This is a genomic window from Acrocarpospora pleiomorpha (genome assembly GCF_009687885.1).
Classification (GTDB): Bacteria; Actinomycetota; Actinomycetes; order Streptosporangiales; family Streptosporangiaceae; genus Acrocarpospora; species Acrocarpospora pleiomorpha.
In genome coordinates this window covers 1-16,360 of the sequence record NZ_BLAF01000012.1, presented here as the reverse complement: position 1 = coordinate 16,360, position 16,360 = coordinate 1, and the positions used below count along the sequence as shown (strand labels likewise).

Genomic DNA, 16,360 nt, shown 5'->3' with positions numbered 1-16,360 from the left:
AAATCGGCACAGAAACTTTCGGAAACTATCCGAAACTTCAGGGGTACGTTGACAAAGTAGAACGACCCGCTCTCGTACGTCAAGGCGGAGTACCGAACGACCGGGCCCGATGACCGCATTTTTGCCTGTCAGGGCGGTCTGGTCGATGAATTCGAGGGCTCGATAGTTTCGACGAACTTTCGGTACCCGATCTACTACCGTAGGTCTCTGCGATTCCGGAACGAAAGCGAGGCCTGCCGTGAAGATCGCGGTGACAGGAGCGAGTGGCAAGGCCGGGCGGGCCGTGCTCCAGGACCTGCTCGCGCACGGGCACGAGGTGCGGGCCGTCGACGTGGCCGGCGCGCCCGGTGACCGCGGTGAGCTGTGGGAACAGCTTGGCACGCCACTGCTGCGCGCGGACCTGACCGATTTCGGCGACGCCGTCGACGCGCTGACCGGCGTGGAGGGCGTCGTCCACCTGGCGGCGATCCCCGCGCCCGGCTACTTCACCGACGCCCGCACGCTCAACACCAACAACGCCATGAACGCCAACGTCTTCCTGGCAGGGGCCAAGCTCGGCGTGGGCCGGATCGTGTGGGCGTCCAGCGAGACCGCGCTGGGGTTCCCGTTCGGCCCGGACGCGCCGCCGCGCTACCTGCCCGTGGACGAGGACCATTACCCGTACCCGATGTCGACCTACGCCCTGTCGAAGGTGGTCGGCGAGACGATGGCCGAGCACATCTCGGCGTGGTCGGGCATCCCGATCGTCTCGCTGCGGCTGTCCAACATCCACGCCGCCGCCGACTACCCCAGGGTGCCGACCTACTGGGCTGACCCGCTGACCAGGGTGTTCGACCTGTGGGGCTACATCGACGACCGCGACGTCGCGCAGGCGTGCCGCCGCGGCCTGCTCGCCGCCGTGACCGGCGCCCCGTCGTACGTGATCGCCGCGCGGGACACACTGATGGACCGGCCCACAGCCGAGCTGGCGACGGAGGTGTTCCCCGGCGTGCCGGTGCGCCGCCCGCTGGACGGCTACGAGAGCGCGCTCGACATCACCCGCGCCCGGCAGGAGCTGGGGTTCGAGCCGGAACACTCCTGGCGCGACGCGCTCTGAGGGCCTTTCACCTGCGGGGACGGCTCGTGCTCTCCCTGACGACCAGGCTGGTGGACAGCTCCAGGCGCAGCGCCGGGTGCGCGGGCTCCAGCACGTTGCGCACCGCCAGCACGGCCATCTGGGCGAGGGGCTGGCGGATGGTGGTCAGCCTGGGGAACATCCACTCGCAGACCTCGGTGTCGTCGAAGCCGACCACGCTGAGATCGTCGGGCACCCGCAGGCCTCGCACCCGCATCTCCTCGTACACCCCCGTCGCCTGCTGGTCGGAGCCGGCGAACACGGCGGTGGGCGGTTCCGGCAGGTCGAGCAGCGCGGCCGCGCCGCGCCTGCCCCCCTCGGCGTAGAAGTCGCCCTGCCGCACCAGGCGCTCGTCGACCGGCAGGCCCGCGCGGCGCAGCGCGGCGCGGTAGCCGTCGAGGCGCTCCAGGCTGCATCGCACGTCGTCCGGCCCGGTGATCACGCCGATGCGGCGGTGGCCGAGGCCGATCAGGTGCTCGGTGGCCGCGAAACCGCCGGCCCAGTTGGTGGCGCCGATGGTCGGGATGTCGTGGTCGTACCCGCCGAACTGGTCGATGACGCCGAACTGGTCGATGACCACGAACGGCGCCTCGATCGTGCGCAGCCGCGTCGCGGCCACGTGCCGGGTGCTCGACGCCACCAGGACCACGCCGTCGGTCGGCCGGGAGGCGAGGGTGCTCAGCCACTCGCGCGGGTTGGCCTGCCGGTCGTGCGTGACGGTCAGCACCAGCCGGGTGCCCAGCCGGTACGCCTCCTGCTCGGCGCCGCGCAGCAGCTCGCACGCCCAGGCGGTGTCCAGCTCGGTGATCACGAAGTCCACCAGGCCCACCTTGCGTGGCTCTGACCTGGCCCTACGCTGGTAACCTGTCGAGCTCAGCGCGTCCTGCACGCGTCGGCGGGTTTCCGGGCCGACGGCGTCACGGCCGTTGAGCACCTTGCTCACGGTCGGCACGGACACGCCCGCCTCCCGGGCGACCATCGCGATGGTCACCCGGTTCTTGCTGGTGGCCCGCTTCCGTGTGCTCGGGGCCAACGGTTCGATCGCCACGACACCTCTTCACGCTTCGGATCGGTCTATCGAAACTTTCTATAACCGTAGCATCGGCGCGGACAGAGTGGTCCAGGGTGCCTGGAACAGCGGAAACTCGCCGTCGAGGGTCAGCGTGACGGCCAGGTCAAGCCGGGATTGCCCGGCCGTGAAGATCGGGAGTTTCGAAACTCAACGGAAACAATTCAGCCCAAGTTCTTGACACTGTAGGGCGGCCGATGTTTCGCTCTCCCGAGACCACTTTCGAAACTTTCGGAAGTTGTAGACAGGTTCGGCTCTCGTCGTTCGGTCGAACCGTCGGTAGCTCGCAGGGCGGCGTCATACCACGGTGCGTGCCTATCACGTGCAAGGAGAGATCACATGCTGGGATCCTCGCGAACCAGGAAGCCCTTTGGAACCGTCGCCGCGCTCATGGCCGTAGGGTTGACGCTGGCCGGATGCGCCGGCGGCGCACCGGCAGAAACCGCGGACAAGGGGTCCGCCGACTCGGGGAACATCACCTGGTGGGGGTGGACGCCCGACGCGGCCCCCGCCGAGGCCTACATCAAGGCCTTCAACCAGGTCTACCCGAACATCAAGGTCACCTTCAAGAAACTCACCATCGACGGCTACGACGCGGCCATCCGTCCCGCCCTGGCCTCCTCGGTGGGCCCGGACGTCTTCGACGTCGCGCCCGGCGCCGCCAACGGCTCGGTCGACATCTACGGCGTCAACGCCGTGGACCTCACGCCCGCCGTCGAGAAGGCGCTGGGCGCGGACTGGAAGTCGAAACTGGCCCCGATCGGGGTGAGCAGCCTGATGAACGGCGGCAAGCTCGCCGCCCTGTCGGTGGGTTCGGTGTTCTCCGGGACGGTCTGGGTGAACAAGGACCTGTTCGACAAGTACCAGCTGACCCCGCCGAAGACGTACGACGAATGGAAGAAGGTCTGCGAGACCTTCAAGTCCAACAACGTCGGCTGCTTCGTGCAGGGCGCCGCGCAGACCGCGTTCAACGAGGACACCCTCCAGGCCATCACCGACAACGTCGCGCCGGGCGTGTGGGAGAAGGCGCTCAAGGGCGAGGTCCCGTGGACCGACCCGGCGATCGTCAAGGCGCTGGGTCTCTGGAAGAAGCTGTTCGACGACGGGATCATGCAGGAGGGCGCCCTCGGCATGCAGCAGTACCCCGACGCCAACAACGGCTTCATGTCCGGCAAGTACGCCATGGTGATGATGGGCACCTGGTACATGCAGTACTCCACCGTCGAAGGCAGCACGGCGGCCATCTCCGGCGCCGGCGTCGCCGACCCCAAGCCGTTCACCCAGCTCCCCATCCCGTTCCCGGACGTGGCGGGCACCGGCAACGTCGGCGCGCTCTACGGTGACGCCGACTTCGGGCTGGCCGTGAACCAGAGGTCCAAGTCCATCGCCGCCGCCACGACCTTCGCGACCTGGCTCGGCACCTCCGCCGCGGGCCAGCAGGTGGTGGCCGATATCCTCAACGACATCCCCGCCCTGACCAGCGCGCAGCCCAACTGGGACAGCGTCAAGCTGGTCAACCCCGAGGTGCAGCGGCCCGCGCTGGAGAAGCTGATCACCGACGCCGGCAAGTCCACCGAGCCGCGCCTGGCGACCGTGGTCGCCGACCTGCAGACCGCGATCGGCGTCGCGTCCACCACGGTGGCGGCGGGTCAGGCCACCCCCGAGCAGGCCGCCGCCACGCTGCAGGCCACCGCCTCGAAGATCAAGTAATCCACCCGGACGGCCCCGTCCCATTCACTACGTGCAGGGAGACCCATGACCTCCACGACCTCGCGGAAGACCGGGGCGCGCCGTCCGTCGTCCACCGCGCCTCCCTCCCCGGGACGCTCCCGGGGAGGGGTGCTGCGACCCTCCGGCGTTCCGTGGATCATGCCGGCGTTCATCCTCGTCGTCGGCATCCTCTACTTCTGCATCGGCGAGACCGGCTACCTGTCGACCCTGGACTGGGACGGCACCAGCCCGACGCCGACCCCGGTGGGCCTGGAGAACTACGAGCGGATCCTGCAGGACCCGATCTTCTGGCAGGCCATCTGGCACACCGTGATCTTCTTCATCGTGACCTTCACCGCGCAGACCGCCATCGGGTTCGTGTTCGCGGCGCTGCTGCACTCGAAGGTCAAGCTCGGCGCCCTCTACAAGGTGATCGTGTTCACCCCGGTGGTCATCGCGCCGGCCACGATGGCGCCGGTGTTCCGGCAGATGTTCGCCGCCGACGGCCAGCTCAACTGGACCCTGGACCACATCGGCCTGGGGTTCCTGTCCCAGCCGTGGCTCGCCCAGTCGAGCACGGCGATGCCGGTCATCATGTTCATCACCGTCTGGAATTTCACCGGCCTGACGTTCGTGCTCTACTACGCGGCGATGGGGCAGATCGACCCCGAGACGCTGGAGGCGGCCCGTACCGACGGGGCCAGCAACATCCGCACGCTGGTCAGCATCGTGTGGCCGGGGGTGCGCGGCACCACCGTGGCGCTCGGCATGCTCAGCGTGATCGGGGCGCTGAAGACCTTCGACGTCCCCTACCTGGTGACCATCGGCGGCCCCAACTACGCCACCGAGTTCCTCGGCACGTACATCTACCGGATCAGCATCCCCAGCGCCCACGTCGGGTACGGCGCGGCCCTGTCGATCATGCTGCTCATCCTGGCCCTGGCCGGCGCCATCGCCATCGCCGTCCGGGCCAACCGAAAGGACGGTGAGACCGGTGTTTGAGGCACGCCGCCTGCCGGCCAAACTCGTGCTGCAGGCCCTGGTCACCCTGATGATCATCCCGTACCTGTTCCCCCTGGTCGTCATGGTGCAGGGCTCGCTGGCGGGGGAGGGCACGGGCAACTACCGCGCGGTGTTCGAGGTCGGCGCCATCGGGACGTTCTTCAAGAGCAGCGTCATCATCTCCGTCTCGACGATCCTGATCGTGTACGTCCTGACGATGCTCGCCGCCTTCGGATTCTCCAAGCTGCACATCCGCCGCAAGGAGGTCTACTTCTGGATGATCCTGGCCGCGCTCACCCTGCCCGAGGTCGTGCTGCTCACCCCGCTGTTCGCGACGACCCTGGCGCTCGGCGTGTACGACACGTACTGGGCGGTGGTGCTGCCGCTGGCCGCCCTGCAGATCCCGTTCACCATCCTGATCGCGCGCAGGTTCATCGACGGCGTGCCGGACGCGCTGTTCGACGCCGCGCGGATCGACGGCGCCGGCACGTTCACGGCCTTCCGCTACATCGTCGTGCCGATGACCCGGCCGATCGCCGCGGCGATCGTCGTGCTGACGCTGATCGGCTCGTGGAACGCCTACCTGCTGCCGCTGGTGCTCATCCAGGACCCGGCCCAGCAGACCGTGACGCTGCTGCCGCAGTTCTTCGTCAGCCAGTTCAGCAACGACCAGACCAAGGTGCTGGCCAGCGCGGTCATCACCGCGATCCCCGAGATCGTGGCCTACCTGTGCCTGCAGGGCCTCTTCGAGCGCGGCCTGTCGGCCGGCGCGATCAAGTAACTGAAAGATGTGAGGAATACATGACGTTTCTTCGTACCGCGGGACGCCAGTTCGTCGACGAGAGCGGAACCCCCGTCCGTCTGCGCGGCGTCGCGGTGGGCGGCTGGCTGAACATGGAGAACTTCATCACCGGCTACTCCGGTAACGAGTCCCTCATGCGCGCCACGGTCCGTGCCGTCCTGGGCGAGGACCGCTACGAGCTCTTCTTCGAGCGCCTGCTGACCGCGTTCTTCGGCGAGGACGACGCGAAACTGCTGGCCGGCGCGGGCATGAACTGCGTGCGCTTCCCGGTCAACTACCGCCACTTCGAGGACGACAGCAAGCCGTTCGAGTTCAAGAAGGACGGGTTCCGGCACCTGGACCGGGCCATCGAGGCGTGCGCGCGGCACGGCATCTACTCGGTCATCGACCTGCACGCGCTGCCCGGCTCGCAGAACCACCACTGGCACTCCGACAACCCCACCCACCGCCCCGCGTTCTGGGACCACCCGCACTTCCAGGACCGCGTGGTGGCGATGTGGGAGCATATCGCCGAACACTACAAGGACAACCCCTGGGTGGCCGGGTACAACCCGATCAACGAGCCCGCCGACGAGTCGCGCCTGGTGGTCGGCCCGTTCTACACCCGCCTGGTCGAGGCCATCCGCGCGATCGACGACCGGCACATCCTGTTCCTGGACGGCAACACCTACTCCACCGAGTTCGACGTCTTCGACGAGCCGTGGGAGAACACCGTCTACGTCTGCCACGACTACGCCGCGCCCGGCCTCGGCGGCGGTGGCGACTACCCCGGCACGACCGACGGCAGGTACTTCGACAAGGCCGCCCTGGAAGCCAAGTACGCCGAGCGCACCGAATACTGCCGCCGCACCGGCACCCCCGTCTGGGTCGGCGAGTTCGGCCCCATCTACACCGGCGACGAGCGCACCGACGCCATGCGCCGCGAGCTGCTGACCGACCAGCTCGACATCTACCGCCGCGACGACGCCGGCTGGTCCATCTGGATGTACAAGGACCTGGGCCGCCAGGGCCTGGTCATGGTCCGCCCGGACTCCCCGTACCTGAAGCGCTTCGGTGATTTCGTCGCCAAGAAGAACCGTCTCGGCGCCGACCAGTGGGGCAGCGACGGCTACGGCATCTCCGAGATCACCAAGCCCTTCTACTCGATGATCGCCGAAGAGTTCCCCGACTTCGACCCGTACCCCTGGGGCCGCTTCGACTGGGTCCGCACCTTGATCCTCAACCTCACCGTGGCCCAGCCCCTGGCGCAGGAGTACGCCGAACTCTTCCGCGACCTCACCGACGACGACCTCATCGCCCTGGCCGACTCCTTCGCCCTCGCCAACTGCGACGTCCGCACCACCCTCCGCGACCAGCTGATCGCCGGCTGACCGGGTTTTCCCGGTGCATTCCGGTTGCGGGGACTTGGCGGCTTAGGCGAGACTCGTCGGCGATCACGAGGAGGGGACGATGAGCGCCGCCGACAAAGGCAGCAATGCCTATTTGGAACAGGTCGTCGCGCAGCAGGCGGTGCTTGAGGACGATCTCAAGTCGCGCCGCGGCGCCGCCGTGGCCGGAGCGGCGCCCGCGGCTCCGGCGGCCAGGCGGGCAAGCCCGCTGGTCAAGCGCGATGGGGCACTGGGCGTGGCCGAGAAGCTGACGCCAGGGCCGGTGGATGTGCGGATCACCGGCTTCTGGCGCTGGAAGAACGTGCTCGTGCCGCCCAACGCGTTCGTCGTGCACACCCGGCGCGGCCGGGCGAAGCCGCTGCACATCGGGCTCGGGGAGTCGTTCCGCTTCAATCCCGCCACCGACTCCTTCCTGGTGGTGCCGGGGGCCACCCAGACCATCCTGATCAACGCGTACTGCGTCTGCCGGGAATTGCAGGGCGTGCTGGTGCAGGGCTACGTGCAGTGGATCATCCAGGACTTCGGCACCGCCTACCGCAAGCTGGACTTCGGTGACCTGGAGGACCCGATGCGGCTGGTCAACCTCCAGCTGCGGGAGCAGGCGGAGGCGGCGATCAAGGACAAGGTCGCGACCATGGGCGTCCGCGACGTGCTCAGCGACAAGCAGCCCATCATCGAGGAGCTGACCGCCCGGCTGCGCGCCGTGGCCGAGGGCGAGGACAACAGCGACCAAGGGCTCGGCCTGCGCATCGTCACCGTCCAGATCAAGGAGGCCGTCGTCAGCTCGTCGCGGCTCTGGGAGAACCTGCAGAAGCCGTACCGGTCCGAGCAGGGTCAGATCGCCCGGCTGGCCGAGCTGCAGGCCGAGGAGGCCATCGCCCAGCGGGAGATGGCGACCGAACGGCTCAAGGAGACCCAGCGCCTGGAGTACGAGCGGGAGCTCGCCGAACTGCGCGCCCGCAACGAGGCCTGGCAGTTCGACACCGAGGCGGCCGAGCGGCTGCGGCGCACCCAGCGGGAACACGACGACGCCAGGGCGGTGTCCGAGCTGGAGACCGAGACCACCCTGCACGCGCTGCGCATGGAACGCGACCGGCACGCCGAGGAGGCCGAGACCGGCAGGCTCAGGATCGAGCGCGAGCAGGAGCTCAAGCGCCTGGAACTCGACGGCGAACTCGCGCTGGCCCGCTCCCAGGCGCAGTCCGACCACCAGCGGGCCCTGCTCGACGTGGAGCGCGCGCGGCTGCGGGCCGACATCGAGAACCAGCAGACCCCGGCCAGCCTGCAGGCGCTGCTGATCGCCTCCCTGCCCGAGATCATGGCGAAACTACCCAAGCCTCAGGAAGTACGCACGGTATCGATCAACGGCACCGACCGAACCACCGTGTCCGGCCTCCTGGCCGAGATCGCCACCGTGGTCGGCGCCCTGCGCTCCCCACTCGACCCCGACCAGCCGGGTTCCTGAACCTCAACCCCTCCAGGACACGGTTGAGCCGTGAGTCTGGCCGGTCGGTTGAATGGCCATTACTGTGTGCGGTGATGAGTGTTGAAGGGCTGCTTCCAGGCGACCCGAAGCACGTCGGGCGTTATGCGTTGACGGGGCGGCTGGGGGCCGGCGGCCAAGGCATCGTCTATTTGGCCAACGCGCCAGACGGCGCCCAGGTGGCGTTAAAGGTCATCAACGCCGAGGTCGGCTCCGATGCCCGCCGCCTGTTCGAGCGTGAGTTCGCCGTTCTGCGGCGCGTGTCCGGCTTCTGCACCGCGCAGGTCCTCGATGCCGATGTGACGGCCGACCCGCCTTACATCGTCAGTGAGTACGTTGCCGGTCAGTCTCTCCATGCCTTCATCGCCGAACACGGGCCTCTCACGGGAGCCGAGCTTGACCGGCTCGCGGTGGCGACGGCCACGGCTCTCATCGCGATTCACCGGGCGGGCATCGTCCATCGCGATTTCAAACCGCAGAACGTCCTGTTGGGGCGCGACGGTCCACGCGTCATCGACTTCGGCATCGCCCGCGTTCTTCAGGACGGCGCCGCCGTCGCCAGCGCCCACGTGGGCACTCCCCGATACATGGCTCCCGAGCAGATCCGGGGCGAGGAGTTCGGGCCCGCCGCCGACATCTTCGCCTGGGGCGCCACCATCGTCCACGCCGCCACCGGCCGCTCCCCGTTCGAGGCCAACACGCTTCCGGCTGTCCTGTTCCGCGTGCTCCACGAGCCGCCTGACCTCGGCGCCCTTCCTGGCCATCTCCGCTCCCTGGTAGGACGCTGCCTTTCCAAGGATCCCGCCGACCGCCCCACGGCATCCGAGCTTCCGCTGTCCATCATGGATCTCGGCGTCAGCCCTCAAGCCGAGCCGCGTCGTGCCGGACGCGGCGCGGCGGGAGCACGAACGAAGCCGCCAAGGGTGCGGCGCCGGACGATCTTAGCGTCGGGCGCGATCGTCGCGGCGCTCACCCTGACAGCAGGGGCCCTCTGGTGGGCGAGAGACACCCCGCACGGCACGGGGAAGGCGACGACGGTCACGCAGTCCGCAACGACTCACGAGCCTCCCGGGTATGCTCTGGCGGCGGCGGGGGCGGCACGGACGATCTTTGAGACGTGGTACAGCCTCGACTACACCGACTACGACGGCGGAGCGCGGCGTACGCTGGCGCTGCTCTCCGGGGTGGCGGCGCAGGACTACCAGCATCTGATCGGCAACTCCAAGAACGCGGTGGTGGCCGCGAAGGCGAAGCAGACGGCGCGGGCGACCGCCGTGGGAATCGTGTGGGCCTCGCCGCAGCGGGTGTCGGTCATCGTCACGGGACTCAGCGCCATCACCCGGAACGGAACTCCGGCGAAGTCGGACGATCCCCTGCTGTTCGCCGAGATGATTCCCTCAGGCGAGGGCTGGAAGATGGATTATGCGCGGACCACACCATCCGGCTCCGCGGCTCCGGCCGACGCTGCTTGGCCGCCGGCCGAGGTTCGGGGCATGGTCGCCGATGCCGCCCGTTGCCAGAGCGAGGCCTTCATCAACGGGCCCCGCCTGGAAGAGCGTCCGGACTTCTTCGATCGTTGCACTACAGGACGGGCCGGGCAGTGGTGGCGAGAGTTGGCCGCGATCCCCGATGACCAGGTTCCCGACTGGTGGACCTGGCAATACCGAGACATCGGTACGGCCTTCGAACGGTTCGACGGGCCCGATGTCGCGACCTTGATCCACCTCGGCGACTCGGCCAGAGCCCCCGACCACAACGTCGTGGGTTACCGGCTGCACCTGCGCCGGGTCGACGGGCAATGGAAGGTGGAGGACGTCACGTCACCGAAGGACAACCGGTCCATGTTCGAGCGGCGCACCCAATGAGCCCGTTCGCCCCGCTGCGTTCAGGGGATCCGGAAAGGGTCGGACGATACCGGGTGCTCGGACGGCTGGGCGCGGGCGGCCAGGGTGTCGTCCTTCTCGCCGTAGGGGACGACGGACGGCAGGTCGCCGTGAAGGTGCTCCCCCGGATCTCCGATGAGACCACGCGGCACCGCGTGGCGGCTGAGCTCGATCTGCTCCGCAGGGTCTCCGGATTCTGCACGGTCCAGGTGCTCGACGCCGATCTGGCCGCTGACCCGCCACACATCGTCACCGAGTATGTCCCCGGTCCGACTCTGGCCGAGCTGGTCCGGCGCGAGGGTCCCCGTCGCGGTGGAGCGCTGGAACGGCTGGCCGTCGCCACCGCCACCGCGTTGACCGCGATCCATCGCGCGGGCGTCGCCCACCTCGACTTGACCCCCCGCAATGTGATCATCGGTCCGGACGGCCCCCGCGTCGTCGACTTCGGTCTTGCTCGCGCCGTCGGCGACCTCACCACGGATGCCGTCATTGCCGGCACTCCTGCGTTCATCGCGCCCGAGCAGTTGGCCGGACATCCGCCGACCACCGCCGCTGACATCTTCTCGTGGGCCGCGACGCTCGCCTACGCCGCGACAGGCCGTCCTCCTTTCGGTGACGGCGCGGTGCCGACCGTCGTCTACCGCGTTCTCCATCGGGAACCCGACCTGGGCACGGACACCGAGGTGGGCGGCTTCCTGCGCGCAATCCTCCAGACTTGCCTGGCCAAAGACCCAGCTGTCCGCCCGTCCGCCCAGGACCTCCTCTACCATCTCGTCGACCGCACCTCGATGAAGCCTGTCGGCGTGTCGGCGCGGACGCGTGGATGGAAGCGGGGATGGATCGTTGCGGTGGTAACAGTCGTCGTGATCGCCGGTGGGGCCGGTGCGGTGACGTGGAGAGGGCGGGCAGGGGCCGGCGACGGAGGCGGGCAGGTAAGCGCGGAGACGCGGGGTGTACTTGCGCCGCCGCCGCTCTACGCCCAGCAGGCCGAGACAGCGGCACGCAGCGCCTACAGCGTCATCAACGGCTTCGGCTACAAGACGCTTGACCAGGATCTTCGGGCAGTGGACGATGCGACCACAGGACGTGCGGACGTGGAGTACACCGGCCGGCTCCAGGACCAGGCGCAGCGCATCCACGGCGACAAGATCGTGCAGAAGGCAGTGGCATCCGAGAGCGGCATCATCGCCGCACGCACTGACCGGGTCGTCGTGCTGGTCTGGGGCCAGACGGTCACGACCAGCGATTCCACCACCGACTACCGTACCGGCGGCGTGGTCATGGAGATGCGCAAGGCCGGAACCGTGTGGAAGCTGGATCACGTCTGGCCGGCCGATCCGCAGCCGAATTCGGCTGAGATGATCACGGGGGAGTGGCCGTCCGGTCGGGCGACGACGCTGCTGTCGGCCGCGTCGGGCGCCGGTGCGCGCGCCATCGCCCTGGAAGCGGTCACCTCGGCGGGCGCACGGGTATTCCGCCTCGGCGCGGACGGGACCGTGAGCAGGCTCACCATGGTCCCCGACGGCAGCTCCTTCCGGGTCGAGAGCAGCCGGGAGCTGGGGGTGTCCTGAGCTGGGGCGCTACGACATCAACCACGTGGTGAGGGCGACGGCGGCCTCGCGCAGATCGTCGTCGCGGCGCTCCTCGCTCGTCTGGTCGACGGTGAGCCGGAACTGCGGGGCGATGACCACGAACGCCTGGTTGTACAGGGATCGCTCGCCAACGGCGATCTCGGTGCCGCCGGACTGCGCTTCGACGCCGAGAGCGGTCAGTTCAGGGACCTCGACCACGGGGAAGTCCTTGTACGTGGGTGGCGCCGACGGTAGGGCGATCGTCACCGCGGCCGTGGGAACCGCCTTCCCCCACGAGCAGGTCACCTTGCCGGCGGAGTCATACCGCTGGTCGAACTTCTTGCCCTTGATCAACGCGCCCATGGCCGCGGCCAACCGGGGATCGTCACAGTCCGTCGGCAGAGCGAACGGCCGTGCCGGTGCGGTCGATGTGGTGGACGTGGTGGTGGATGTGGTCGGTATGGAAGATCCCGCAGGTGGGCCGGTCGCGGCAGGGCTGCCGTCACTGCACCCCGTGAGCAACCCACCGAGGAGCATCACCCCTAACCAGACCCTGGCAATCATGGTCATGAGCCAAGTATCCAAGATCGCCGCGTGTCCCGCCAGAAGGCGTCCGGGCTGTTTCGGTAACGCCTCCGGGACCGCCTCGCTCAGCACCATGCCATCCTCCAGCACGCTCGGGTGATCACCATTCGGCGTCTTGGCGAAAGCGGTCTATCAGACGCGCTCTGAAGGACTTTGGTCCCTGCTGTGAACACGGTGCAACGCGGGATCTTTGGGTCCATGTCCGTTCTTACCTCTGCGCTGGGAATGGCCCTATGACCGGAACCGGCACGATCTCTGAGCCCGGTGTTCCCGGCGCTGGGCCCTATGCCGTCCCGCAGTCCGCAGTCGGGGAGAAACCCTTCGCCACGCGGACCGGCGTGCGCAGGCTCGTGCACGCCGCCGTCGCGGCGCCCTCAGTGCACAACACCCAGCCGTGGCGCTTCCGCCGCGTCGACGACGCCACCATGGACCTGTACGCCGACCTCGACCGGCTGCTGGCCGTCACCGATCCCATGGGGCGCGGGCTCGGCATCAGTTGCGGGGCCGCGCTGTTCAACCTGCGGCTGGCGATCCGGATGACGGGGCACCACCCCCAGGTCCTGCCACTGCCCGATCCCGGCGGGCGTCCCGACCTGCTGGCCACCGTACGCGCCGAACCGGGTGGCCCGCCCGACCAGGACGAGCGGCTGCTGTACGACATGATCCCGCACCGGCGTACCAACCGCTTTCCCTTCGATGGCCGGCCGCTGCCGAGGAACGTCTTCCTCGACCTGGTCACCGCGGCCTATCCGGAGGGTGCCACGCTGGTCCTGGTCAAGGGCCGGGCGGCGCGGCGTGTGCTGGACCTGGTCGCCGTGGCCGAGGGCACGCTGGCCGCCGAGGAGTCCTACCGTGCTGAGCTGGCCCGCTGGACCGGCTCGGGGGCGCGTTCCGACGGCGTGCCCGAGCACGCCGCCGCGGACGTGGTAGCCCACATCCTGCTGGGAGCGCGGGTATGACCGAGCGGTCGGAGGCTGTCCAGCCGGCGCGGGAGACCGGCCGGCCGGGCGGAGCCGCACCGGGAACCGGGCGCTCCAGCAGGCGGCCGTCCGATGGATCACCGTTGCGGCGGGTCCGGCGAGATGTCGCGGACGGCCCGTTCATCGTGATCTGGGAGGCCACCCGGGCCTGTCCGCTGGCCTGCCTGCACTGCCGTGCCGAGGCCGTGCCTGATCGGCACCCCGAGGAGCTGACCACCGCCGAGGCCGGCGAGCTGATACGGCAGATGGCAGATTTCGGCCGGCCCGCGCCACTGTTCGTGCCGGACATCGCCCGGCTGGTATGCGACCAGGGCGCGCTGCTGCGGAGCGTTTTCTTCCTGGTGCCGACCGGCCGGGGCCGCGCGCTGTCGGCGTTGAGCCCGCCCGAGGCCGAGGACGTGCTGCACTTCCTGTACGACCTCGGCACCACGATCCCGGTCAAGACCACTGAGGCGCACCATTTCCGGCGCGTGGCCGTCCAGCGGCTCATCCTGGCCGAGCATGGCGCCGACCACGCCGAGACGCTGGGTCCGCTCTACCGGAACCTGTGCCGGCGGGCACGGCGGTCCGGGCTGATCAGGGACTCGCGGGTGCGCCGTCCGCCCGTCGATGTGAACGCCGGGCGCGGCTTCGTGTTCGTCTCCCACACCGGGACCGTGCACCCGTCAGGGTTCCTGCCGCTGGGCGCGGGCAACGTACGCGATCGGCCGCTGACCGAGATCTACCGGTCCGCCCCGTTGTTCGCCGCGCTGCGCGATCCCGACCGGCTGGGCGGGCGGTGCGGGGCGTGCGAGTTCCGGACTATCTGCGGCGGCTCGCGGTCGCGCGCGTACGCCTGCACTGGCGACGTGCTCGCCGAAGAACCCTGGTGCGGCTACGAGCCGGGCAGCTTCCCCTACCAGAGCGACCTGGCCCGGCACCTCCACACTCCGTAAGTTCCCGAAGGTCGGGACCTTGGTCCATAGGCCGCGCCACGACCTGTGAGCTGGGGATGAGACGAGGACATTTCGCGGCGCGCAGCCGCGGCCACCTATGAATCCACGATCACGTGAGGACGACATGACGAACGCGCAACGGAGGGCGTGACAGACCATGGCGACACCGCAGACTCCCAGCGCGCCGCCACAGGCAGCGCAACCCGGATACTCCGATCAGCCGGGACAGGCCACCCGGCGAAGACTGCCGGGGCGCCGAGTGGCCTGGAGGCGATTGCCTCTGATGGGTGGGGCGGCGGTCGCACTGGTCGCCGGGGTCGTCGGCGGACTCGCGCTGCTGGTGGACGAGATTCCGGCACCGGCGTCGTTCATCGAGCAGCACGGGCCGCTCATGGCGCTCGGCTTCCTCGGCACATTGATCGCGCTCGAACGTGCGGTGGCGCTGCGCCGCCCTTGGGGATACGTGGCGCCGGCGTTCGCCGCGGCGGGGGCGGTGGCTCTTGCCGCCGGTGCCGAGCAGATGGGCCGCGTGGCACTGACCGCCGGTGGCGGCTGGCTGGTGGCCATCTACCTGGCGCTGCTCGGCCGGCGGCGGTCGCGTGAGATGTTCCTCCAGCTCGGCGGGGCGGTGGCGTGGCCAGTGGCCGGCGGGTTGTGGCTCACGGGGCGGCCGGTGCCGGAGCTGGTCGTCTGGTTCGCCGTCTTCCTCGTGCTGACGATCGCCGCCGAGCGGCTGGAGTTGGCGCACGTCGTGTTTCTGCGGCCCATCGCCTGGGCCGGCCTGCTGGCCGCCGCCGCGCTGGTGGGCGTGGGGGCCGTGGTGTCCCTCTCCGCCCCGGTCGCGGGCGCGCGTACGGCCGGGGCGGGGATGGTCGTGGTCGCCGGGTGGCTCGGCCTTTTCGACGTGGCGCGGCGGACCGTGCGTGGTGCTGGGCTCTCCCGGTACGCGGCCGCCTGCCTGCTGGCAGGGTACTGCTGGCTGGCGGTGGCCGGGGCGCTGTGGGCGGCCACCGGCCTGGCGTCGGGCCGGTATCTGTACGACGCCGCGCTTCATGCGCTCTTCCTCGGTTTCGTCATGTCGATGGTGTTCGGGCACGCCCTCGTGATCCTGCCTGCGCTGCTGCGGCTGCGGCTGCCGTACCGGCCCGTCCTCTACATGCCGCTGGTGGCGCTGCACGCGGCGGTAGTGGTGCGGGTGGCCGGGGACCTGGCCGCCGCCCAAGTCGTGCGCACGTTGGGTGGCGTGCTTGCGGCGGTCGCTCTGCTGATGTTCGCCGGGTGCGTGATCGTGCTCACGCGCTCCCTGACCGGCACCGGGCCTGCGGTCGCCGCCGAGGAGGCCATGAGGGTGAAGGGCGGCAGGACGTGGCGCCAGTCGCCTGCGGCCATCGCCGGGGTGGTCGTTGGCTGCCTGCTGACCGCTGCCGCGGTCGTCGTCGCCACGACCGACGTGTCGGGTCCGTCCACGGTGGCCGCGACGGGTTCCCGTACGGTCGAGGTGACGTTGTCCGGGATGAGTATCCGCCCGGCCGTGATCGAGGCGCCCGTGGGCACCGTGCTGACCCTGCGTGTCACGAACGCCGACGCCCAGCGGCACGACCTGCGCTTGGCGACCGGTGAGCGTACCCCGATGCTGGCCTCGGGCAAGAGCGCCACGCTGAAGCTGGCGCCGCTGGGCGAGCCGGTGGACGGCTGGTGCACGGTGGCCGGGCACCGTGCGGCGGGCATGACCATGCGCATCGTCCCGACCGGCACGGCAGCGGCGTCCCAGCCGGAGGCGGGCACGGGTCATAACGGTCATGGCACGGCCACTGCCGGACCCACCCGCCTGGACCTGG

13 protein-coding genes are annotated in these 16,360 nt (G+C 69.3%); 11 read left to right on the top strand and 2 right to left on the bottom strand.

What is annotated here, in order from left to right; all coding sequences use genetic code 11:
- The first annotated feature begins 238 nt into the window (after nt 1–238).
- Nucleotides 239–1,096: an NAD-dependent epimerase/dehydratase family protein gene (locus Aple_RS11585; protein ID WP_218038256.1), complete on the top strand. Its 858-nt coding sequence runs from the start codon at nt 239–241 to the stop codon at nt 1,094–1,096.
- A 7-nt stretch (nt 1,097–1,103) separates the two neighbouring features.
- Here the strand turns inward: Aple_RS11585 and Aple_RS11580 are convergent, their stop codons facing one another.
- On the bottom strand, nt 1,104–2,162 hold the full coding sequence (locus Aple_RS11580; protein ID WP_246264380.1) for a LacI family DNA-binding transcriptional regulator: 1,059 nt from the start codon (nt 2,160–2,162) through the stop codon (nt 1,104–1,106).
- Nucleotides 2,163–2,522: 360 nt separating this feature from the next.
- Here Aple_RS11580 and Aple_RS11575 point away from each other — a divergent pair, with 360 nt between their 5' ends.
- From Aple_RS11575 to Aple_RS11545, 7 genes are all read left to right on the top strand, one after another.
- Entirely contained in the window at nt 2,523–3,893 is a 1,371-nt protein-coding gene (locus Aple_RS11575) for an ABC transporter substrate-binding protein (RefSeq protein ID WP_155344544.1), read from the top strand.
- Between the two features lie 45 nt (nt 3,894–3,938).
- A complete protein-coding gene (locus tag Aple_RS11570) occupies nt 3,939–4,895 on the top strand; it encodes a carbohydrate ABC transporter permease (RefSeq protein WP_155344543.1) in 957 nt (318 codons plus the stop codon).
- Nucleotides 4,888–5,676 (top strand): carbohydrate ABC transporter permease, encoded by a 789-nt coding sequence (locus tag Aple_RS11565; RefSeq protein WP_155344542.1) that lies wholly within the window; start codon nt 4,888–4,890, stop codon nt 5,674–5,676. The genes Aple_RS11570 and Aple_RS11565 overlap by 8 nt, the downstream gene beginning before the upstream one ends.
- A gap of 20 nt (nt 5,677–5,696) precedes the next feature.
- Entirely contained in the window at nt 5,697–7,067 is a 1,371-nt protein-coding gene (locus tag Aple_RS11560; RefSeq protein ID WP_155344541.1) for a glycoside hydrolase family 5 protein, read from the top strand.
- Nucleotides 7,068–7,146: 79 nt separating this feature from the next.
- Nucleotides 7,147–8,550, top strand: coding sequence for an SPFH domain-containing protein (locus Aple_RS11555; RefSeq protein ID WP_155344540.1), 1,404 nt, complete (start codon nt 7,147–7,149; stop codon nt 8,548–8,550).
- Nucleotides 8,551–8,624: 74 nt separating this feature from the next.
- On the top strand, nt 8,625–10,433 hold the full coding sequence (locus Aple_RS11550) for a serine/threonine-protein kinase (RefSeq protein WP_155344539.1): 1,809 nt from the start codon (nt 8,625–8,627) through the stop codon (nt 10,431–10,433).
- Nucleotides 10,430–12,022, top strand: coding sequence for a serine/threonine-protein kinase (locus tag Aple_RS11545; protein ID WP_170321409.1), 1,593 nt, complete (start codon nt 10,430–10,432; stop codon nt 12,020–12,022). The genes Aple_RS11550 and Aple_RS11545 overlap by 4 nt, the downstream gene beginning before the upstream one ends.
- 9 nt (nt 12,023–12,031) lie before the next feature.
- Here Aple_RS11545 and Aple_RS11540 read toward each other — a convergent pair whose 3' ends face one another.
- Nucleotides 12,032–12,397, bottom strand: coding sequence for a hypothetical protein (locus tag Aple_RS11540; protein WP_155344537.1), 366 nt, complete (start codon nt 12,395–12,397; stop codon nt 12,032–12,034).
- A 443-nt stretch (nt 12,398–12,840) separates the two neighbouring features.
- Between Aple_RS11540 and Aple_RS11535 the strand changes: the two genes are divergently transcribed.
- The 3 genes from Aple_RS11535 to Aple_RS11525 form a co-directional block, all read left to right on the top strand.
- A complete protein-coding gene (locus Aple_RS11535) occupies nt 12,841–13,566 on the top strand; it encodes a nitroreductase family protein (RefSeq protein WP_155344536.1) in 726 nt (241 codons plus the stop codon).
- Nucleotides 13,563–14,522 carry a radical SAM/SPASM domain-containing protein gene (locus tag Aple_RS11530; protein WP_246264378.1) on the top strand — a complete coding sequence of 320 codons (960 nt, stop codon included), beginning with the start codon at nt 13,563–13,565 and terminating at the stop codon, nt 14,520–14,522. The genes Aple_RS11535 and Aple_RS11530 overlap by 4 nt, the downstream gene beginning before the upstream one ends.
- A 283-nt stretch (nt 14,523–14,805) precedes the next feature.
- Nucleotides 14,806–16,360: DUF8744 domain-containing protein (locus Aple_RS11525; protein ID WP_155344535.1), on the top strand; the 1,555-nt coding region annotated here is incomplete at its 3' end.

Excerpts from the sequence above, each read along its gene's own strand:
- Aple_RS11575 (WP_155344544.1), top strand. The coding sequence starts at position 2,523 with ATGCTGGGATCCTCGCGAACCAGGAAGCCCTTTGGAACCGTCGCCGCG.
- Aple_RS11570 (WP_155344543.1), top strand. The coding sequence starts at position 3,939 with ATGACCTCCACGACCTCGCGGAAGACCGGGGCGCGCCGTCCGTCGTCC.
- Aple_RS11560 (WP_155344541.1), top strand. The coding sequence starts at position 5,697 with ATGACGTTTCTTCGTACCGCGGGACGCCAGTTCGTCGACGAGAGCGGA.
- Aple_RS11555 (WP_155344540.1), top strand. The coding sequence starts at position 7,147 with ATGAGCGCCGCCGACAAAGGCAGCAATGCCTATTTGGAACAGGTCGTC.
- Aple_RS11550 (WP_155344539.1), top strand. The coding sequence starts at position 8,625 with ATGAGTGTTGAAGGGCTGCTTCCAGGCGACCCGAAGCACGTCGGGCGT.
- Aple_RS11545 (WP_170321409.1), top strand. The coding sequence starts at position 10,430 with ATGAGCCCGTTCGCCCCGCTGCGTTCAGGGGATCCGGAAAGGGTCGGA.
- Aple_RS11535 (WP_155344536.1), top strand. The coding sequence starts at position 12,841 with ATGACCGGAACCGGCACGATCTCTGAGCCCGGTGTTCCCGGCGCTGGG.
- Aple_RS11530 (WP_246264378.1), top strand. The coding sequence starts at position 13,563 with ATGACCGAGCGGTCGGAGGCTGTCCAGCCGGCGCGGGAGACCGGCCGG.